Source organism: Shewanella sp. 30m-14 (genome assembly GCF_052977125.1).
In genome coordinates this window covers 51,800-72,087 of sequence record NZ_JBRILW010000010.1, presented here as the reverse complement: position 1 = coordinate 72,087, position 20,288 = coordinate 51,800, and the positions used below count along the sequence as shown (strand labels likewise).

The window sequence follows — 20,288 nt, the reverse complement described above, 5'->3', positions numbered from 1 at the left end:
TGAAGATTTGAGTTAATGACATAGTCTGATTCGGCTCTGTGATTAGGGCCTGTGTTTAGGCTCTGTGATTAGGGCCTGTGTTTAGGCTTAGTGATTAGGCTCTGTGAATCGGTCTATCAAGATCCGATAGGCTTGGATGTAATATGTTGGGTTAATCTTTTATGGGAGCGAGAGTGTCTTATGTCACAGCAAAAAGCATTCGATCTTAATCTATTTCGGGTTTTTACTGCCGTATATCGAACGTCATCATTTAGCCAGGCTGCAGAGGAGCTCGACTTGACGCAGTCCTCAGTGAGTAACGCCATAGCCCGGTTAAAAATAATAGTCGGAGAGGCGTTGTTCATTCGGGTGGGAAGAGGAGTGAAACCCACCGCCAGTGCGATGAATCTGTATCAACAATTAGCACCAGCAATGTCAACGATTGAACAGGTGGCGACGAGTTTTGAAGCATTTGATGCCCACTCAAGCGAGCGTACCTTTTATGTGTATGCGAGCGAGTCGGCGATACAACTTCTGCAAGGCTTGGTTGAGCAAGTCTTACATGGCCTTTCAATCAATATTGTATTTCGTGAACCGCCGTTAATAGAGGAAGAGTTGCAGATGGATCTGCAGCTAGAGAAAATCGACTTAGCACTGGATATCTGGCTACCCGAGTCGACATCGTTTAAAAGTCAGAAGGTGATGCAGGATAAATTGGTGTGTGTGGCAAGAAAAGATCACCCACGGATCAATGGCACAATGACCCAGGATCAATATTTTAGTGAAAAGCATATTATTTTTAAAATGCGCCGCTATAACTTAAGTGTTGCCGAACTGCTGACTAAACATGTTTTACCGGCGAGACAGATGCACAGTGAGCAATCATCGATTTTAAGTATGATGGCAGTGGCCTCTAAAAGTGATGCACTAGCTATCGCCTCTAAATCCTATACTGATGAATATGCAGCCTTGTTAGGGTTACAGGTATTTGAGTTGCCCTTTGATGTGGAGCCTATCGAGTATTACATGGTATGGAGTCACAAATTGCAGCTAAGTCCGGCGAATATCTGGCTTAGGGATACGTTAAATTTAGCCATTGAACTTAGAGGACTGGCTTGAGGGACGGGGGCTTTTTACTTCTGTGTTGATTGATTTCATACGGGAACAAGCATTCCACCATCTCTTTGCCTGAATGAGTTAGCCAAAAAACACTCTAGGTAGATCACTTTATTATACTGGTTGGTATGGGTGTAAAAAATGCCTGTCAGCTCATGCTGTACAGGCATTTTTAAAGCCGAGATACTTACTGTCTGGCTAGACGTTGGTTCTCTGCCGGATGTTCAAAGTCGCTGCGATACGGATTGATATCTAAACCACCACGGCGAGTGTAACGGGCGTAAACGGTTAGTTTCGCACATTGGCAGAAACGTTTGAGATCAACGAAAATTCGCTCAACACATTGCTCGTGAAACTCATTATGCTGTCTAAATGAGATGAGATATCTAAGTAACTTCTCACGGTCAATCTTTGGCCCTTGATAGCGGATCATCACTGTGCCCCAGTCTGGCTGTGAAGTGATTAGGCAGTTTGATTTTAACAAGTTTGATGTCAAGGTCTCTGCGACAATCGCTTTACTATCGACGCTGTCAACTAAGTAGTCAGGGTTGAAGCTATAGTCATCAACTTCAATATCTAGATCATCGATACAGGTACCCGGTAGCTCTACAATGCGCTGGTGGCTAAACTGTTTCGGCTCGATAACTTTAACAGTGACTTCGCCATCGGCGCAGGCGCATAAATCTTGGGTTAAGCGCTCTTGTACCGCTTGCAGGCTATCGAATCGAGTCTGGTTATAGCTGTTTAAATACAGCTTGAACGATTTAGACTCGATAAGATTCTTACTATCAAAACTGAGACTAAACTCAGCAATAGCCACCATAGGCTTGCCTTTCGCATTTAACCAGGAAAGCTCATAGCCAGTCCAAATATCACTGCCATGAAACGGCAATTCTTGAGTCAGGCCAATAGCATCACGGTTTAACTTACGCGGCACGCCTTGAAGTAAAGATGCATCATACTGCTCTTGATAACCTGTCGACTTTCCAAGCGTTAATTCTGAAAGTTCGGGTGCGTTACTATAGGGATCATGATGTTGTGTCATCAATACGGTTTCCATGTCAAAATAGACCCCTATTATAACTGATTTTGGAACTGGCTTAAGTGTCTTCTTTACCCGCTTTAGATCTTTTTTTATCTAAATATCAACAAGCCTATGTAGAAAAGCTTGGTGAGCAGCCTCGATATTACGCCCAGCAGCAAGAGTCTGACTGCATTACGAGTGAACCTGATGCCGATGAAGCGGTTTTTTGGCAAGCTGTGATCAGAGACGAGCCTGGTCAGTTTGATAATGTTGAAACAGCACTAGAGCTTAGCTTGACCCCTGAAATTAATGCTTTTTATGGCCGTCACTTTTCTGCGCCGCTGTTTTTTGACTCAAAGTGGGGCACTGGTGAGCTTATTCAAGTTTGGAATCAAACAGACTTTGAATACTTGCAGCAAAATATCATTGGTCACTTAATGATGAAGAAGAAGCTTAAGCAAGAGCAAACTTGGTTTATTGGCGTTCTCGATGAAGCTGATAACATGCTGACGGTGAATAATGCCGACGGCAGTGTGTGGATTGAGATCCCAGGTGAAGCGCAGAGTACTATGCTTGCTAAGTCGTTGAATGAATTTATTGAGCAATTAACGCCCAGAGTGACGCCGCCAGTAAAGCTGATTGAAGAGTCTATGCCAGAGCTCGATCACCCAGGTATTTGGCAGCGTATGAAATTAATGTGGCGCAATCTACGCGGCAAGTAATCGATTTATTCATTGTATAAAGAAAAATGGCTCAATATTAATTGAGCCATTTTTTTATGGGGAAATTTATAGCAAAGCTATTTTTTTAGGAAAGCTATCGAGCTTTATAAGTGATCCCAAGAGATATTAGACACGATGCGGCAGGTCTCGCAGCGAAAATGAAACATATCTAATAATGGCTCATCGAGTAACCAGTCTTTGCTACCACACTTAGGGCAGGGGCGCTGCTTTTCAACGGCAAGGCTTTCACCGCCAACGCGGTACAAGTAATAATAAGTTGGAATTTGGGTTAGGTATTCAACTCTGCCCCGTAGATCCCAGCCACGTCTAAAGAGGTCACTTTGGTGGCTAGTTAACTCTTCAAGCGCTGCAAACTCAGCCTTGGTTGCAGCAGCCATTTGCAGCTCATCACAGGCTTGCCATTCAGTTTGCCAACGGATCAGGCGTTTATGGTCGCCATTGGCTGTCGCTGGGATTTGATATAACGGGATAGGCTGCAGGGTATCGCCGTTTCGAAGCGGTGAGCACATATGCACATAACTGGTATATAACAGCTGCCAGCTAGGAGTCTCTTGACTTGAGACCTCAGAATTAATGTCCTGGCCGATATACTTCTCTCGTGGGGCTAATAGCTTGGCTTCGGTCAGTTCACTGAGTGCTGTTTCAACCCATGGGCTGTTGAAGCGCTTAGATAAGCTACTTTTCTCTGGCGTTAGCAGCCTGACTTTAAATTCGCCATCGTTAAAGGCGACGGCAAATTCACGGCCTAAAATTTGCCCATTAGCGCGATACGCTTCAAGTAAGCCATTAATCGCTTTTTCTGCGGCTGTGATTGTAGTGTTATCAAAGCATTCAAATCGTAACTCAATCACATGCATTAGATATTGTTTCCTTCACTGGTATTTTGGTGTGTTTTAACTTCACTAAGTTGCTGCTTTAGTTCGCTATACTGCTGTTTTAGAACACTGAACTCACCTTTTAACAGGCTAAACTCTTGCTCAAGTTGAGTGATTTTATTTGCTTGCTCTGAGTGACTTAATGCGGCGTTGTCATCGCTTTCCTTTGCAGTGGATATCAGCGCCGACAAGGCTTTTTTGTCTTCATTACTCATGGATTTAAACTGTTGCAACCCTTGGATCAATATAGGCATTGCTATGCTATTGCCGAGTTTAGTCTTTATGAGTGCCAGTGTTGCGGCTTTGCCTTCATCATCGAGCCTTTTGGCGGCAGCTAGTACTTGTTCTATTGGACTCATGGTTCGTCAAATTCCTTACTCGTTAGCATTTTCGTTAATCTATTAGCGAAGCTAAAACGATGAAATTAATAAAGTATTGTTAAAACAGTAACTTAGTGTTTGGCATGTTAATTGCTTTTTAAATAAAATCAAAACAATGTTAATACAGGAAGTTAAAGTGAAAAATAATTTATTAGGTTTAGTGTTTTTTGGGATTGCAAGCTTAGGGCTAACTGGCTGCGTGGTCAACGTTGGTGATGGCGGTTCAGAGAATGGTTCATGGGAAAAGGTTCAGGATAAAAACCGCGACAATTTGTCAAAAATCTCTCTTGGTATGTCTAAGAACCAAGTAACGACGCTAATGGGAACGGCTGATTTTAATGAAGCATACATTCAGCAAGATAAAGAGGTATACGTGCTTTTTTATCGAACTCAACGCACCCATGGTGATGGCAAGACTACAAAGGATGAATGTACACCTGTGGTGATCAGTAATAATGCGGTAGTAGGCTGGGGAGAAATGGCCTACAGCAAAATTTAGATCGCAATAGGCTTATTTTCTTAAAAGGGTGTCCAGCTGGTCGATTATTTCAGTCCACTGGGCATCTTCATTAAACGATTCAACTAAAAAATGTTTCTGTGAAGCTGTCCAAAACGGCGCTTCATGTAGCCGTACGTCAGCTGCTAATCCATGTTCAGCAATGAACTTTTCAATGGCTTCTTCATGACTTTCTAAACCCATTTGTAAAAAGAGTTGGGTGAGATCTTGTGGGGTGGTATCCATAACATATTTTACCTTGCGTTAATGATTTCTCGCTTTATCTCAGTATGGACGATAAAGCGATTTATCGGCAAAACCGTCACTCATTTTTTGACATTGCGCTTTGGAATTGATTATTAATTGCACTTTTCTAAGGGCTTGCTACATTGGAGTTGTGTGATGGAGAACAAGGAAAATAACAATGGAAAATCAAACCATGGAAGAATGCCGCGCAGTTTACTTAACCGCTGAAGATTTACGCATTGCAGCCTCTATTCTATATAACGCCTATCATGATGACCCTTTCTTTTTAGAAGCTTTATTTAATGGCGATAAAGCGCAGTACGAACAAAAACTTCGAGGTGCGATTCGAGAAGAACTTAATGAGATCTGGCAGCAAGAACAGGCACTAATTGGTATGTTTGCTGGAGAAAGATTGGTAGGTGTTGCTTGTATCATGACTCAGCAAATACCGTTAGGTGAGGCGCGTTATTGGCATTGGCGTTTAAAAATGCTGTTAAGTACGGGCTGGCAATCGACTCAGGCACTTATTCATAAAGAAAATCAAATAATCGATAATTTGCCGAGTAATCAATGTGGCATTTTGCAATTTATTGCGATAGCAAATAACGAGCAAGGCAAAGGCTATGGTAGCTTACTGGTAAAAGCTGTTCAAAGTTGGTGTGATGAACAGCCGCATCTTGATGGCGTGGGTGTTTTTGCCAGCACGGCATCTCATATTGGTTTGTTTGCTGCACATGGCTTTGAAAGTCTAGAGCAGTTAGCGATTGGAAAAGTAAGCGGAGAACTACTGTTTTATCGAGGGCTGAACAATGAGTAAGCGCTTTGAGTCTTTTTGGGAGTTTTATCCTTTTTACTTGTCTCAACATCAGCATCAAACCTGTCGAGCTTTGCATTATGTAGGTAGTAGCCTAGTTATCTTAACGATGATTTATGCCTTATTGAGTGGTCAATGGTGGATGTTATGGCTGTTACCTGTAATTGGCTATGGCTTTGCTTGGATAGGCCATTTTATTTTTGAAAAAAATCGTCCCGCAACATTTGAGTATCCCTTATACAGTTTTTTAGCTGATTGGGTAATGCTATTTAGGGCGTTAACTCATAAAAATCAGTAAGAAACTCGCTTTGAGATAGGATTCTTGTAAGAGATCTCTCACGCAATTGTGGGATATCAGTAAAGTCTCATAGAGATACGAGTCTTTGTTTGTTATCAAGCTGTTGTTTTTAAATGTTTTTCGGGTTTATTTTGTTGTTAGTGTTTGGTTGCCACTTTGTATTTTTAATAAAACTGTTAAGTAATCGCTATAGCGAGTGAGTAAACTGGAAACCAGAAAGTGATTGATTTTGCAGGATGCAAATAGGACAACCTCAGGAAGAGGATTTTAGCTTAGGATAGGCTAATGAATGGACTCAGTACGTTTAGTACAAGGATATAAAAGGACTTACAAGGAAGATGCTGGAAGCAAGTTAACCAAGGATGATGCAAGGATCGCACATATATAGCGGGAAAGCTAAAATAAAGCTGTGCTAGGGCGTACCAATTGGTACGCCCTTTCTATTTTGGGCGAGATCAGATTATTCGCTTCGATTGATGTAAGAGATCTCTTACAGGTTCGTGAGAAATTAGTCCTAAATTAAGCTGTTTAAATGTATCTAAATAGCATAAACAATTTAAATACAATGTGTTAGCTTGGTTGGTTGTTTAATGGTTTGTTAAGGTGCGTGTTAAATAAATGTTTGGTCACGTATTTATCTTACATTTTGAATTACTATTTAGATGTGCAAGGAAGCATGATTTATTAAGGAAGGTTCACGGACGAGCGAGTGTCGAGACTACGGCACTTAATGGATGACTATCATGGACGAGGCTTTCAAGGACTGATTGCTGGTACTACCAAGGAACGGCCAAACAATCCAGGATGGAAGGTTTTGCTACCTAGGAAGGTAGGAGCGCTAAGGATAGTGATGGAATGGACTCTCAAGGATGACGTTGGACACGCTCAGGATAGAGCAAGCTTGGTAAATGGACTATCAAGAAGAATGGAAGCGTATCGTAAGATACAAGGAAGATAAGGACTCATGGATGATGCAGGAGCAAAGTTACGCATGGATGGTGCAGGGAGCACTCATATAGCAGGATGAGCTTACACAATGATAGAAAAGGCGCGTCTCCTCTGGGGCCGCGCCTTTACTTCTTTTATAGGGCTCTGTTTATTTACATCAGCTTTAACGTTAAAGCTAACCTAACGTGCAGGGTTATTTACACCCACCAGAGCTGCAGTTGCCACGAGAGCGCCCGCCACCACAACCACCACCTAAAGAACCTTTCGACTCTGGCGCTTCATGCCATTCAGGTTCAGGGAAAATTGGCCATTGGATTTTTTGTATTTTTTTGCCGTGCATCCATAAGTTGCCACGGTATTGATTAATCCCATCAGTGCTAAACTCAAACAAATACTTTACTTTCCATGTGAGACCACTGCTGCCCCCTAGACTCGGTTTGGCTGACTCTTGGGCAATAGCAAGTAATTGTACTTTCTGTTTTTGGCATTCTTTATTTACGAAAATACGACTAATCTCAGCCATTTGCCTGAGTTGCCAAAAAAAAGCTGCAATAAGAATTACTGCTGCAATGATTAAAAAGTCTGTCATCATCCTTTCGTTACCTTAAACAAGCCGCCAATCGCGGCTGCAAGCTCTGCGCTACGATTAGGATTTCGCAATTGAGCCAGTAGCTGAGTGCGAATTAATGGAATAGCCACAATATCAGCAAAAATCTGGTTAAAGAAGTGCTGTTCTTGCTTTGCTAAAGCTTCTAAGTAGATAGTGAGAGTTTGCTCATCTTTTAATGCTGACCAATTACGAGCGGCTATGGTGATGAGCATGTCTAAAGATAAGTTGTTCGTTTCATGTAAGTGAACAATGGCTTGTTGACTTAACTGCGGCTGAGAAGCCAATGCCCTAAGGAAATAAGCTTTTTCAGTTTGGTCTGCACTGTACAGCTTTTCGAGTAGTTTTTGAGCTAGCTCATTATCGATATTCAAGTGTTCTAAACATTGACATGCGGCAATTTGAACCTCTGTTGCCCAGTTATCAAAGCCGTTTGTTAGATGTGTTTGATGGTCAAGCTCATCGGCTCTAACACTGACATCAGCAATACCCTGTAAGCCAATGTTCTGCCATTCTTCTGTCGGGTGTTGCCCCGATAGATACTGGTATGCAAACTCATACTGGGGTGACGCTTTTTGTCCTAGCTGTTTTCTAACTAATGCGTTAAATACAGCCAGCTTTTCTTGGGTTGGCTTAAAATTGAATGGATGATTTGCTAGCTGCTCTTGCTCTTGTTCGGTTAACGTTTTGGTTGGATCTCTGCCTAACGCTTCGACAATCATCTTAATAAACTGTGTGCGTGGTGCAGGAGACAATAGCCCGCGTTCATCTAACGGCAGTTTAATAAACCAAATATAGTGTTGCTGACTCGCATCCCAGAATACGATGGCAAATTGAGCGTGACCTTGAATGGGTGATGGGTAAGGTGAATTAAGCTCTTCAATCTGATGAAATGCCATCATATCGATATGTTGTACTCGACGGCCCATGTCATAAACTTGGAATTGAGTGTTAGCAGTTTTTAAAAATTGGCTGAGGGTCGTTATTTCTGTCATATCGTTTTCAAGTGTAGGTTAATTGGCACATATTATAGGGATAAGTCAGGCTAGATGGTATCATCGCGCGTTAAATTTCCTGAGTTGTATTTACCTAAACGGCATGTAGTTGCTATCGATAAGTGACAGCGTTTAGAGTGTGAAATGACCATTTATTGAGTGATTACCAAGTAACGGCATCGAATATGGACTGAATAATGGCGATTAAATGCAGCTCATATCAACTAAAGAGGCTACCTTGATAGAAGTTGAAACAAGCGAGAAACTGGATGCTTTAGAGGCTGAGTTAGCTAAACAAGATTTATTAAGCTTACACGCCCCATCATTAGAGGCATTAGCCAGTACCACACCTTTTGCGTGCGATGTGATGCCCTTTGAGCACTGGTTGCAGTTTATTTTTTTACCCAAAATGCGTTATATGCTCGATAATAATATACCGTTACCAAAAGCGATGGCCATCGCGCCAATGGCACAACATGTCTGGGCTAGTGAGCCTAAGTTACAAAATCTAATTAGTATTTTAACTGATTTAGATGCGCTATTGAGTCAAACACAATAGTGCTGTTAAGAGAGATTTAAAATGAGTGAAGAGACAAGAGAAGTAGCAGATAACGAACAACTTGATATTGAGGTTGAGCAAGAAGTCGCCCCTCATATTGAAGTGTTATATGAAGATGATGATGTGGTGGCTATTCATAAGCCTGCCGGTCTTTTGGTTCACCGTAGTTATCTTGCTCGTCGTGAGCGTTTTTTTGCCATGCAGCTCACGCGCGATAAAGTTGGCTGTCATGTATTTCCGGTACACAGGCTAGATAGGCCAACTTCGGGAATATTGTTGTTTGCCAAAAGTAGTGAAATGGCCAACGCACTATGTGGGCAATTTGCCGAACATAGCGTCGATAAAGAGTACCTGGCCATTGTTCGTGGCAATATGCATGAGGCTGGCACTCTTGATTATGCATTAAAAGAGGAGCTTGATGATCTAGGTGATAAAGATGTCGATCCTAACAAGCCTGCGCAAGATGCTGTGACAAGTTATCAGCCGTTGCTAAATAGTGAGATCCCGTATTCATCCGGCCGTTATGCCACGAGCCGTTTCGCGTTAGTTCAGCTTTCTCCACACACCGGGCGTAAGCACCAGCTAAGACGTCATATGGCGCACTTACGTCACCCGATCCTTGGTGACACAACCCATGGTGATGGAAAACAAAATAAGTTTTTCCGCTCTCACTTTGGAATTAACCGGTTATGGCTTATCGCAAAGAAACTGAGCTTTAATCACCCTAGAACAGGGGAGAGGATCCAAATTGAGACAGAGCTAGAAGCTGAATGGTTACAATTATTTGAAGGTTTAGGCTGGCACGATGATATTTTATCTGATGACAAGCAGCCACTCATCATCGCTTAATTGATACCAGAGCCTGTTAACGATTAACTAAGCTCTCGATACGCACAGTCTCATGAAGTTGAACTTTTAGTTAACTTGTTGATTATTTCTTCGCTTTGATTGTTATCGCTAAGACGACTAAGGGGCGTCATATTGGACTTTAGATATTGTACCGAATGGAAGTAACACATTCTTCGGATATGGGCACTGCGTTGAAGGTGTTTTCGGTGCCTTTGTCTACAAGAATGCTTCATTACGGCCTGTCCTTCTTGAGGTAACTTTTATTATTGCAGCAAAGCTTGCAGCAATATTCATTGATACAGTATGTTAAGGATATAACTAAATAGCTTTTAGGCGAAGTAAAACATGAAAAAAGTGAATCTAGTTTTTGGAACAGTTTATGGTGGCGCGCAGTTTGTGGCACAGACACTACAGCAAGCGTTAATCGAGCTTGGGCGTGATGCTGTGCTGCATCAACCCGAGCAGTTATCAGGTTTTGTACCACCAGAAGATGAACTGCTATTGATAGTATGTTCAACAACTGGACAAGGTGACTTACCTGATGATATCCAGCCCTGGTTCTATGAGATGCAGTCAAAAGCCCCTTACTTGCCACAACTTAAATTTGGCTTAATTGCACTTGGCGACTCCAGTTACGAAACATACTGCGGCGCAGGTGAGCAGTTATTGGCTCTCTTTGAAGACTTAGGTGCTAAGCGTCTTGGTCATTTTCTGAAAATTGATGCTGGTGAAACTATGGAGCCTGAAGTGGAAGCGTTAGCTTGGCTGCCTGGTTGGAATAAACTCATCGATACCGAGTTAGCTGCATAGCAACAGAGTCAGTTGTACTGATCCAAAGCGCGTTTACTTAACGCGCTTTTTTGTGCTTATAAATCAAACTTTAGCCTAGCCTTATGGCTGGTTAGTGTGCTTAGTCTCATGGCTGGCACGGTTAATTTATTGAGGCATGGTTAAAGATGTGAACATTCAGCGAAATTCAAGGATCTGCAGCCAAGGCTGATGATTGAAGCTAATCGTTATTCTCGGCTCTGCATACTACTTCGTCCTACCTCCTAAATCCCTTTCGTCGTATATCGAGAGCATCTTACGCAGTATGCAGAGCTTTACCATTTGCTTTAAACATCAAACATCAGGCGCACAGCGTGAGCCATTCTGCCATGCCACTTCTGTGTTGCACTGACTGAAAAGGGAAAAACCATTTCTTCATCAACACGCCTTGAATTGAAAAGCCTGAGAGGCTCTGAACTGACCACATATTGAGTACGATGGGTATAAATAACTGTCGGTGATTGAAAGTTTTTTTTGAGCAAGGTAGCTTGATAGGTTCGGGTAAGGTTAACGGGTTACAGAGGGCGTATGGAAAGGAAAATATTAATCATTGATTGTGCAGACGCGCCAGGACTTATCACTAAGATCACCGGGGTTTGTTTTGAGCACGGGCTAAATATTATTAAAAATAGTGAATTTGTTGATAATGCTCAAGGGCGCTTTTTTATGCGTACCGAGCTCGAAGGGCTAACTTTTTCTCCCTCGTTACAGCGAGAATTACAGGCGGTACTGCCAGAGAAAAACCATACCCGATTAGTTGATGCAGGTAAAAAGCGCATTGTGATTATGGTGACCAAAGAAGCTCATTGTTTAGGTGATATCTTAATTAAATCCTACTCAGGCGCCTTAGATGTCGAAATCGCGGCGGTGATTGGTAATCATCAGGTGCTGCAGCCGTTGGTTGAAAAGTTTGATATCCCTTTTCATTACATCAGCCACCAAGATGTAAGTCGTAGCGAACATGAAGCTATGATGCTTAACGTTATCGCTAATTACAGCCCTGATTATATTGTATTAGCAAAGTTTATGCGGGTGTTAGCTCCTGAATTTGTCAGCCAATATCCGAGCAAGATTATTAATATCCATCACTCATTTCTACCTGCATTTGTCGGGGCCGCCCCATACAAACAAGCATGGGAGCGAGGTGTCAAAATCATCGGGGCGACAGCGCACTTTGTGACGGATTCGCTCGATGAGGGACCCATTATCAAACAAGATGTGATCCCGGTTGATCATAGTTTTAGTGCTGAGGATTTGGCTCGCTGTGGCCGTGATGTTGAAAAAAGCGTTTTGAGCAAAGCATTGCATTTAGTGGTTAATGAAGAGGTGATTGTTTACGGTAATAAAACGGTGGTGTTTTAGCTTTTATAAAGCTGAGCGGCCTTGAGATCACCAAAGAATGCTAACCAAAGTATGATAACAACAGAAGAAAAAAATCCCGCAAAATGCGGGATTTTAAAGCGTGGAGTAATGAGCCCTAGGCTCAATTAATCGACGATGCGCAGTAGTTCGTTAATGCCGACTTTTCCGCGAGTCTTCTCATCGACTTTTTTAACGATGATGGCAGCGTATAAACTATAGGTACCACACTTAGAGGGTAGGTTGCCTGCAACAACTACCGAGCCTGCTGGAACGCGGCCGTAATGTACTTCACCGGTTTCACGGTCAAAAATACGTGTGCTTTGGCCGATATAAACGCCCATAGAGATCACACTACCTTCTTCAACCACAACACCTTCAACAATTTCAGAGCGTGCGCCGATAAAGCAGTTATCTTCAATGATGGTCGGGCCGGCTTGTAATGGCTCTAAAACGCCACCAATTCCGACACCGCCAGACAAGTGAACGTTCTTACCAATTTGAGCACAAGAACCGACAGTTGCCCATGTATCAACCATAGAACCTTCATCAACATAAGCGCCAAGGTTGACGTAAGATGGCATTAGTACTGTGTTCTTACCAATAAATGAACCTTTGCGGACTGCTGCTGGTGGTACTACGCGGATCGCTTCTTTGCGGAAACGGGCTTCGTCGTAATCAGCAAACTTCATTGGTACTTTGTCGAAGTATTTGGTTTCTGCGCCATCGATAACTTGGTTGTCGAAAATGCGGAATGAAAGTAATACCGCTTTTTTCAACCACTGGTGAACGTGCCATTCGCCATTAATTTTTTCAGCAACTCTGGCTTCGCCAGTGTCTAGCATGGCAATCACTTTTTCGACATCAGCGCGAACACTTGCATCAACTGTTGCCGGAGTGATCTCTGCGCGTGCTTCAAAAGCCGCTTCAATTCGTTGGCGTAAAGCCTCCATTTACTTCTCCCAATATTTTCGTTTAATGATAAATCTATAAAGCACTCATGAGTGCTTCACGTAATGTGTGTTGTTGAGTGTCATTTAGTTGCTGGCCATCGGCGCTCTGCAACAAAAAGAAATCTTCAGCTCTTTCACCAATGGTGGTGATTTTCGCTGCGAGTAAGGTAATTTCACAGCGGTACAATACTTCACCGACTCTGGCGAGTAACCCTGGGGAGTCGAGAGCGATAAGCTCCATCATACTTTTACCATGGCTACGGGTCTCAGGGAAACTGACTTGGGTTGCAACTTTAAAAGGTTTCATCTTTCTTGAAAGATTTCTAAACTTTGGCAACTTAGGCGTTTCATTACTTAAGGCTTTTATTAACGTCTTCTTGATCCCCTGGATCCGTGAGAGCTGTGATACGGGCTGGCCATCTTGTTCCAAAATAACAAAAGAGTCCAGCGCGTAGTTGTCCTTAGAGGTCATGATGCTTGCATCGTGAACGGTAATATTTTTATTATCTAAAATAGCCATCACGGCGGCAAATAACTTTGGTTTATCCTTGCCATATACAAACAACTCAGTTCCCCCGCGAGTAGCGTGCTTGGAGATCAAGACTAAGGCTTCATCATGTTTGTGTTTGATAATTGCCTCAGCATGCCAAGCAACTTGGTTAGGTTGATTTCGTAAAAAGTAATCGGCCTTAAAGCGCTGCCAAAGAGCGTCTAATTCTTTTTCCTTAATACCACGGCGCAGTAATTCTTTTTTCGCTTTAGCTTGATGTTCACGCACGCGGGCGCGAATGTCGACCGGCTTTTCCTTACCTCTGGCGAGCACTCTTTGGGTTGAAAAGTATAAGTCACGCAGCAGTGAGCCTTTCCAGTTATTCCAGGTTCTTTCATTGGTGGCACAGATATCGGCAACGGTTAAGCAATAGAGATAACTTAAATGCACGGCGTCGCGAACGCGCTCTGCAAAATCAGCGACAACATCGGGGTCGGAGATATCCCGGCGCTGGGCGGTAACAGACATCACCAGGTGGTTTTCAACCAACCAGCTGACTAAGCGACCATCATGATCATTCATGCCATGTAATTTACAAAAATCAAGCGCATCGGTCGCGCCGAGCTTGCTATGATCGCCGCCGCGCCCTTTGGCGATATCGTGGAAGATTGCTGCGAGTACCAGTAAGCCTTTTTTAGGGAGTTGGTTTATGAGGACAGAGCCTAGTGGGAACTCCTCTTTTTGCTCTGGCTGAGAGAATCGCTCAATATTGAGTAGTAGCCTGTGGGTGTGCTCATCAACGGTATAAGCATGAAACAGATCAAACTGCATCTGGCCTTCAATGGCGCGCCATGCGGGAAGATATGCCGACAGTACACCGTGCTTGTGCATCAGCGACAGTGCCACAATTCCTCGAGGGTGACGCAAAATCTGCATAAACAGTTTACGGCATGACTCGTGGTACATAAGCGGTTGTAGCTGAGCACGTCTAGCGCGGCGTAAACTGCGTAACGTGACGGCGTAGATAGCTTGAATATTGGAGTTTTTAGCGACCAACAAAAACAGCTGTAAGATATTTTCTGGCGTATCAAATAAGTCGCTGTGTAAACTTTCAATAAAGATACCGCGGCGTTGGAAGTTGTCATCTATCGGGACGACTTCTAATGCTTTTATGTGGCCTAATGTTGCCCGTTTGAAGAGTTGAAGCAGCATTTGGTTTAGCTCCATGACTCGTCTAACCGTGCGGTAGTAGCGCTTCATCATCTGCTCAACAGCAAGCTGGGTGCCATCTTCATAACCCATTAACTTAGCGACCTGCGGCTGCAAGTCAAACAACAGCCTGTTTTCATCACGGCCGGAAATTAAGTGCAATGAACAGCGCAGTTGCCACAAAAAGTCTTGGGCTTCTAATAGCTCGTCAAGCTCTGTTGGCTCAAGAAAGCCGTGGTACACCAACTCTTCAAATTTCTCAGCGTTGAAGTGGCGCATGGCGACCCAGGCGACAGTCTGAATGTCGCGTAACCCACCGGGGCAGCTTTTTAAATTAGGCTCTAAATCAAATGCGCTGGCGCGAGTATGACGGGCTATTTGTTCGTCCCGCTTGGCGACATAAAACTCACTGCTGGGCCAAAAATTATCTTGGCGAATATTGCGGTAAAGTAGAGTAAACAAAGCCTGGGGGCCACAAAGTAGGCGCGATTCAAGTAAATTGGTTGCCACAGTGACATCTATGCGGCCTTGCTCAAGGGTTTGTTCAATGCTGCGTACACTATGACCGACTTCTAAGCCTGCATCCCAAATAAACGCGATGAAGGCACCTAGGGCTTGTTCTGCATCTTGAGATAGCTCGCCTTCGGTCAGGAATAATAGGTCGACGTCTGAATGTGGGTGTAGTTCACCGCGGCCATAACCACCTACAGCGATTAATGCGATAGGAAACTGTTCGAGATGATGGGCGTGCCACTGCTTTTGCAACAGTTTATCAACGTGTTGGCAGCGAGTACTCACTATCGAGCGAATATCAGAAGTTGCATTAAAGGTTTCTAATAATTCTTGGTTCTGGTCGATTAACGCATTTTTTGCAGCTTGAGCACTATTCATCAAATCTCTTTTTCGAGAACGGATCCGTTGTGAACGATTATCTCTGCAAAAAAAGCTAATTTAAAGGGCTTTATTATGATTAATCATCAGTTAGCTAGGATTACGGCATCTTGCTTTATTTTGGTGCAGGTATTTGGCTGTAGACTCAGCGTTTGAAGCGGGTTTTAGATAGAAAAAAAGCGTGCTAAGCACGCTTTTTTGAGCAGAGGCCATAAAATTAGTGATTAATCACTCGAGGCAACTCTTTTTCTTCTTCTCGTAAGGTCAAGACTTCTACGCCAGTTTGGGTAACAAGTAATGTATGTTCCCACTGAGCTGAATTTTTGCCGTCAGAGGTGGTGACTGTCCAGTTATCTTTCTTATCCAGAACGCTAGTATGGCGGCCGGCATTAATCATAGGTTCGATAGTGAAACACATGCCTGGGCGTAATACGGTTTTGTCATTATTTTTGTAATGCATGACCTGTGGCTCTTCATGAAAGCCTGCGCCAATGCCGTGACCGCAGTAATCGGTCACAATGCTGTATTTTTCAAGGCCGGTTTTCTTTGATTTGATGAACTTTTCAATCAAGGTGCCGATTTCACCTAACTTCATGCCTGGACGCACTTTTTTAATGCTGAGATATAACGCTTCTTGGGCGATACGGCATAGGCGAGCGTTCTTTGGACTGACATCGCCGATAAGGAACATCTTAGAGGTATCACCGTGGTAACCATCAACAATGACCGTGATATCAATATTGATGATATCACCATCAATAAGCGGACGATCACTTGGAATGCCGTGACAGATCACATCGTTAATTGAGGTGCAAATTGATTTTGGAAAACCATGATAATCAAGAGGTGCAGAGATAGCGCCATTATCTTCAGTGAATTTAGCGCAGATAGCGTTTAATTCATTGGTCGTCGCACCCGCTTTGACATGTGGTGCGATCATTTCGAGTACTTGTGCGGCTAGTTTACCCGCGGCACGCATCTTTTCAATCTCTTCAGCTGTCTTAATTACTATACTCATTCTAGTATCTCTTAGTCTTTAAATTGTCGTCTTTCAATCTGACGATTATGCCTGAAAAACGACGTAAATATTTGTGCTTTTTTTCATATTATGGTATAAAGCGCGCCGTTATGTTTGACTCTTGTCGATCTCACCTTAAGGTGGTTCGTTCGAGTTAAGATGGCGGCCATTATACATGGCTATTGATAAATACTAAATCACACACATATCGACACGTTCTTCGGGGTGCCCTCAATAGGGTCGAAGATATGGGATATGTGGAGGTCTAACCCCTAATATTTTAAGGTAAATAAAATGACTACAGTTTCAATGCGCGACATGCTACAAGCCGGTGTTCACTTCGGTCACCAGACTCGTTACTGGAACCCAAAGATGAAGCCATTCATCTTTGGCGCTCGTAACGGTGTTCACATCATCAACCTAGAGCACACTGTACCAATGTTCAACGAAGCACTTGCTTTCATCAGCAACGTTGCATCTAAGAAAGGTAAAGTTCTTTTTGTTGGTACTAAGCGTGCTGCAAGCGAAGCTATCAAAGAAGCTGCTGTTTCTTGTGATCAGTACTATGTTGATCACCGTTGGTTAGGTGGTATGTTGACTAACTGGAAAACAGTTCGTCAATCAATCAAGCGTCTTAAAGACCTTGAAAGCCAGTCTGTAGACGGTACTTTCGACAAGCTGACTAAGAAAGAAGCGCTAATGCGTACTCGTGAACTTGATAAGCTAGAGAAGTCTCTAGGTGGTATCAAGAACATGGCTGGTCTACCAGACGTGATTTTCGTAATCGGTGCTGACCACGAGCATATCGCTATTAAAGAAGCTAACAACCTAGGTATTCCAGTTGTTGCTGTTGTTGATACAAACTCTTCTCCAGACGGTATCAACTACATCGTTCCTGGTAACGATGATGCTATGCGTTCTATCCGTCTTTACACTGGTGCTGTTGCTGCTGCTGCGAAAGCTGGCCGTGGTCAAGACCTAGCTGTACAAGCTGAGCAAGACGGTTTCGTAGAAGCTGAATAATAAAGGTCGATGATTTTCATCACCCTTATTAACCAAGATACATGATTGGTGAACAGGGGCGCTCTCATTTAAACTGATAGGCCCCTGTTTTATATCTATTGAATTTGAAGAATTATCTGTAGAGGATTTAGCAATGGCAATTACTGCTGCCCAAGTTAAAGAACTTCGTGACCGCACTGGCGCTGGCATGATGGACTGTAAAAAAGCACTGACTGAAACTAACGGTGACATCGAGTTAGCAATTGATAACATGCGTAAGAGCGGTGCTGCTAAGGCTGCTAAAAAAGCGGGTAACATCGCTGCTGAAGGTACTATCCTTATCAAGCAAGGTGAAGGTTACGCTGCTCTACTAGAAGTTAACTGTCAAACTGACTTCGTAGCAAAAGATTCTAACTTCCTAGCATTTGCTAACGAAGTACTAGATGTTGCTGCAGCATCTAAAGTAACTATCGAAGATTTGAAAGCACAGTTCGAAGAGACTCGTGTTGCACTAGTTGCAAAAATCGGCGAAAACATCAACGTTCGTCGCGTTGAATACATCGATGGTGCAAACCTAGCTGAATACCGTCACGGTGATCGTATCGGTGTTGTTGTTACTGGTGAAGCTGACGAAGACACACTAAAGCACATTGCTATGCATGTTGCTGCGTCTAAGCCTGAGTATGTTAACCCTTCTGACGTTCCTGCTGAAGTTGTTGAGAAAGAAAAAGCACTTCAAATCGAAATCGCTATGAACGAAGGTAAGCCTGCTGAGATCGCTGAGAAGATGGTTGTCGGTCGTATGAAGAAGTTCACTGGTGAGGTTTCTCTTACTGGTCAAGCTTTCATCATGGAACCAAAGAAAACTGTTGGCGAAATTCTTAAAGAGAAAGGCGCTTCAGTAACTAACTTCATCCGCTTAGAAGTGGGTGAAGGTATCGAAAGAAAAGAAGAAGATTTTGCTGCTGAAGTAGCTGCACAAATCGCTGCTACAAATAAGGCTTAATCTCCTTTTTTAGCAAACATAAGACCGTAGCAATTGCTGCGGTCTTATCGTATATACTCGAATAGTTTTGTGTTTTGCTAAGTAACATTCGGTATAACTATTCCAGTGTATAACCCCTATCGCCATAATCAGGACTAATAAATATGAGTACCAATCCTAAACCTGCATTTCGTCGTGTTCTTTTAAAACTAAGTGGTGAAGCCCTAATGGGTGAAGAAGGCTTCGGCATTGATCCTAAAGTGCTTGATCGTATGGGGCAGGAGATCAAAGAGCTAGTAGAGCTAGGTATTCAAGTGGGTGTTGTCATTGGCGGTGGTAACTTGTTCAGGGGTGAAGGTCTGGCTAACGCGGGTATGAACCGTGTAGTGGGCGATCACATGGGCATGTTGGCAACAGTGATGAACGGCTTAGCAATGCGTGATTCGTTGCACCGTGCATATGTTAATGCACGTTTAATGTCAGCTATTCCGCTTAAAGGCGTATGTGATGACTATAACTGGGCTGAAGCAATTAGTTTGCTTAAATCAGGCCGTGTTGTTATTTTTGCTGCAGGTACAGGTAACCCATTCTGTACGACTGACTCTGCTGCGTGTTTACGCGGTATTGAGATTGAAGCAGAAGTAGTGATTAAAGGCACGAAAGTTGACGGTGTTTATTCAGATGATCCAGTTAAAAACCCAGAAGCCGTCAAGTATGATGTAATGGGGTACAATGAAGTACTCGAAAAAGAATTGAAAGTAATGGATTTGGCTGCATTCACTATGGCCAGAGACCATAATATGCCATTGCTTGTATTTAACATGAATAAACCAGGTGCACTGCGCCGCGTTATCATGGGCGAGCAAGAAGGCACAATGATTAAAGCTGATTAAGCAATATTTAGTGACTTAAAAGGACATATAACGTGATAAACGAAATTAAGAGCGATGCGCAAACTCGCATGGACAAGTGTGTAGAGTCAACAAAAACTCAAATGGCTAAAGTTCGTACTGGCCGTGCACACCCAAGCTTATTGGATACTATCCAAGTACCTTACTACGGTTCGCTGACTCCGCTTAAGCAAGTTGCAAGTGTCTCTATTGGCGATGCTCGTACGTTAACGGTATCTGTATTTGACCGTACTATGATTGCAGCTGTTGAAAAGGCAATCATGAGTTCAGATCTTGGTTTAAACCCAATGTCTGCAGGCGCGACTATTCGCATTCCATTGCCAGCCCTAACTGAAGAGCGTCGTAAAGACCTTATCAAAGTGGTTCGTGCAGAAGCAGAAAACGGCCGTATTGCTATCCGTAATGTTCGCCGTGATGCTAATTCGAATGTAAAAGAATTAGAGAAAGACAAAGAGTGCACTGAAGATGACGTTCGTCGCAGTGAAGATGATGTGCAGAAGCTAACTGATGCGCACATTAAGCTAATTGATGAAATCTTGGCTGCTAAAGAAAAGGAGCTGATGGAGTTCTAATCGTACTCATCAGCATAGGGGAATGTTCACTATTTAGGTTGATTTTTAATGAGGCCTTGTGCAGGTTTTTTGCTTCTTTATTGAGAAGTAGCGAGCTTTTTGCGACAGGTATTAAGCTTCACAGTTCACGCCTTGTAATAA

General features: G+C 43.1%; 22 protein-coding genes. 13 read left to right on the top strand and 9 right to left on the bottom strand.

What is annotated here, in order from left to right:
- Window positions 1-180: 180 nt before the first annotated feature.
- A complete protein-coding gene (locus ACVBIU_RS09510; RefSeq protein WP_447160613.1) occupies window positions 181-1,098 on the top strand; it encodes a LysR family transcriptional regulator in 918 nt (305 codons plus the stop codon).
- 184 nt (window positions 1,099-1,282) lie between these two features.
- Here ACVBIU_RS09510 and queF read toward each other — a convergent pair whose 3' ends face one another.
- Entirely contained in the window at window positions 1,283-2,140 is an 858-nt protein-coding gene (gene queF, locus ACVBIU_RS09505; RefSeq protein WP_447160612.1) for an NADPH-dependent 7-cyano-7-deazaguanine reductase QueF, read from the bottom strand.
- Between the two features lie 59 nt (window positions 2,141-2,199).
- Here queF and syd point away from each other — a divergent pair, with 59 nt between their 5' ends.
- Window positions 2,200-2,841: a SecY-interacting protein gene (gene syd / locus ACVBIU_RS09500; protein WP_447160611.1), complete on the top strand. Its 642-nt coding sequence runs from the start codon at window positions 2,200-2,202 to the stop codon at window positions 2,839-2,841.
- A gap of 104 nt (window positions 2,842-2,945) precedes the next feature.
- Here the strand turns inward: syd and ACVBIU_RS09495 are convergent, their stop codons facing one another.
- Both ACVBIU_RS09495 and ACVBIU_RS09490 read right to left on the bottom strand, forming a co-directional pair.
- Window positions 2,946-3,719 (bottom strand): Zn-ribbon-containing protein, encoded by a 774-nt coding sequence (locus tag ACVBIU_RS09495; RefSeq protein WP_447160610.1) that lies wholly within the window; start codon window positions 3,717-3,719, stop codon window positions 2,946-2,948.
- Entirely contained in the window at window positions 3,719-4,096 is a 378-nt protein-coding gene (locus ACVBIU_RS09490; protein WP_447163617.1) for a hypothetical protein, read from the bottom strand. The genes ACVBIU_RS09495 and ACVBIU_RS09490 overlap by 1 nt, the downstream gene beginning before the upstream one ends.
- A 136-nt stretch (window positions 4,097-4,232) precedes the next feature.
- Here ACVBIU_RS09490 and ACVBIU_RS09485 point away from each other — a divergent pair, with 136 nt between their 5' ends.
- Window positions 4,233-4,616, top strand: coding sequence for a DUF3192 domain-containing protein (locus ACVBIU_RS09485; RefSeq protein WP_447160608.1), 384 nt, complete (start codon window positions 4,233-4,235; stop codon window positions 4,614-4,616).
- A 12-nt stretch (window positions 4,617-4,628) separates the two neighbouring features.
- On the opposite strand, the gene ACVBIU_RS09480 is transcribed toward ACVBIU_RS09485, so the two are convergent.
- Entirely contained in the window at window positions 4,629-4,859 is a 231-nt protein-coding gene (locus ACVBIU_RS09480) for a DUF2789 domain-containing protein (protein WP_447160607.1), read from the bottom strand.
- Window positions 4,860-5,037: 178 nt separating this feature from the next.
- On the opposite strand from ACVBIU_RS09480, the gene ACVBIU_RS09475 reads away from it, so the two are divergent.
- Together ACVBIU_RS09475 and ACVBIU_RS09470 are read left to right on the top strand one after the other, a co-directional pair.
- The gene (locus ACVBIU_RS09475) at window positions 5,038-5,676 is read left to right on the top strand and encodes a GNAT family N-acetyltransferase (RefSeq protein ID WP_447160606.1); all 639 of its coding nucleotides are present in this window, start codon (window positions 5,038-5,040) and stop codon (window positions 5,674-5,676) included.
- Window positions 5,669-5,971, top strand: coding sequence for an Mpo1-like protein (locus ACVBIU_RS09470; RefSeq protein WP_447160605.1), 303 nt, complete (start codon window positions 5,669-5,671; stop codon window positions 5,969-5,971). The genes ACVBIU_RS09475 and ACVBIU_RS09470 overlap by 8 nt, the downstream gene beginning before the upstream one ends.
- Before the next feature lie 1,141 nt (window positions 5,972-7,112).
- Here ACVBIU_RS09470 and ACVBIU_RS09465 read toward each other — a convergent pair.
- Both ACVBIU_RS09465 and ACVBIU_RS09460 read right to left on the bottom strand, forming a co-directional pair.
- The gene (locus tag ACVBIU_RS09465; protein ID WP_447163616.1) at window positions 7,113-7,511 is read right to left on the bottom strand and encodes a DUF3301 domain-containing protein; all 399 of its coding nucleotides are present in this window, start codon (window positions 7,509-7,511) and stop codon (window positions 7,113-7,115) included.
- Window positions 7,508-8,521 (bottom strand): DUF3549 family protein, encoded by a 1,014-nt coding sequence (locus tag ACVBIU_RS09460; RefSeq protein WP_447160603.1) that lies wholly within the window; start codon window positions 8,519-8,521, stop codon window positions 7,508-7,510. The genes ACVBIU_RS09465 and ACVBIU_RS09460 overlap by 4 nt, the downstream gene beginning before the upstream one ends.
- A 208-nt stretch (window positions 8,522-8,729) precedes the next feature.
- Between ACVBIU_RS09460 and ACVBIU_RS09455 the strand changes: the two genes are divergently transcribed.
- The 4 genes from ACVBIU_RS09455 to purU all read left to right on the top strand — a co-directional run bounded on the left by ACVBIU_RS09455 (window position 8,730) and on the right by purU (window position 12,119).
- Window positions 8,730-9,080, top strand: coding sequence for a YqcC family protein (locus ACVBIU_RS09455; protein WP_447160602.1), 351 nt, complete (start codon window positions 8,730-8,732; stop codon window positions 9,078-9,080).
- Between the two features lie 21 nt (window positions 9,081-9,101).
- Window positions 9,102-9,929: a tRNA pseudouridine(65) synthase TruC gene (gene truC, locus ACVBIU_RS09450; RefSeq protein WP_447160601.1), complete on the top strand. Its 828-nt coding sequence runs from the start codon at window positions 9,102-9,104 to the stop codon at window positions 9,927-9,929.
- 345 nt (window positions 9,930-10,274) lie between these two features.
- The gene (locus ACVBIU_RS09445) at window positions 10,275-10,739 is read left to right on the top strand and encodes a flavodoxin (protein WP_447160600.1); all 465 of its coding nucleotides are present in this window, start codon (window positions 10,275-10,277) and stop codon (window positions 10,737-10,739) included.
- Between the two features lie 546 nt (window positions 10,740-11,285).
- Entirely contained in the window at window positions 11,286-12,119 is an 834-nt protein-coding gene (gene purU / locus ACVBIU_RS09440; protein WP_447160599.1) for a formyltetrahydrofolate deformylase, read from the top strand.
- A 125-nt stretch (window positions 12,120-12,244) separates the two neighbouring features.
- Here the strand turns inward: purU and dapD are convergent, their stop codons facing one another.
- The 3 genes from dapD to map all read right to left on the bottom strand — a co-directional run bounded on the left by dapD (window position 12,245) and on the right by map (window position 16,677).
- The gene (dapD, locus tag ACVBIU_RS09435) at window positions 12,245-13,069 is read right to left on the bottom strand and encodes a 2,3,4,5-tetrahydropyridine-2,6-dicarboxylate N-succinyltransferase (RefSeq protein WP_447160598.1); all 825 of its coding nucleotides are present in this window, start codon (window positions 13,067-13,069) and stop codon (window positions 12,245-12,247) included.
- A 34-nt stretch (window positions 13,070-13,103) separates the two neighbouring features.
- The gene (gene glnD, locus ACVBIU_RS09430) at window positions 13,104-15,659 is read right to left on the bottom strand and encodes a bifunctional uridylyltransferase/uridylyl-removing protein GlnD (RefSeq protein WP_447163615.1); all 2,556 of its coding nucleotides are present in this window, start codon (window positions 15,657-15,659) and stop codon (window positions 13,104-13,106) included.
- A 217-nt stretch (window positions 15,660-15,876) separates the two neighbouring features.
- Window positions 15,877-16,677: a type I methionyl aminopeptidase gene (gene map, locus ACVBIU_RS09425; RefSeq protein WP_447160596.1), complete on the bottom strand. Its 801-nt coding sequence runs from the start codon at window positions 16,675-16,677 to the stop codon at window positions 15,877-15,879.
- Window positions 16,678-16,971: 294 nt separating this feature from the next.
- Between map and rpsB the strand changes: the two genes are divergently transcribed.
- From rpsB to frr, 4 genes are all read left to right on the top strand, one after another.
- Window positions 16,972-17,700 carry a 30S ribosomal protein S2 gene (gene rpsB, locus ACVBIU_RS09420; protein ID WP_447160595.1) on the top strand — a complete coding sequence of 243 codons (729 nt, stop codon included), beginning with the start codon at window positions 16,972-16,974 and terminating at the stop codon, window positions 17,698-17,700.
- A gap of 133 nt (window positions 17,701-17,833) precedes the next feature.
- On the top strand, window positions 17,834-18,685 hold the full coding sequence (gene tsf / locus ACVBIU_RS09415) for a translation elongation factor Ts (protein ID WP_447163614.1): 852 nt from the start codon (window positions 17,834-17,836) through the stop codon (window positions 18,683-18,685).
- A gap of 143 nt (window positions 18,686-18,828) precedes the next feature.
- Window positions 18,829-19,557 carry a UMP kinase gene (pyrH, locus tag ACVBIU_RS09410; RefSeq protein WP_447160593.1) on the top strand — a complete coding sequence of 243 codons (729 nt, stop codon included), beginning with the start codon at window positions 18,829-18,831 and terminating at the stop codon, window positions 19,555-19,557.
- A gap of 32 nt (window positions 19,558-19,589) precedes the next feature.
- Window positions 19,590-20,147 (top strand): ribosome recycling factor, encoded by a 558-nt coding sequence (gene frr, locus ACVBIU_RS09405; RefSeq protein WP_447160592.1) that lies wholly within the window; start codon window positions 19,590-19,592, stop codon window positions 20,145-20,147.
- The last annotated feature ends 141 nt before the right edge of the window (window positions 20,148-20,288 follow it).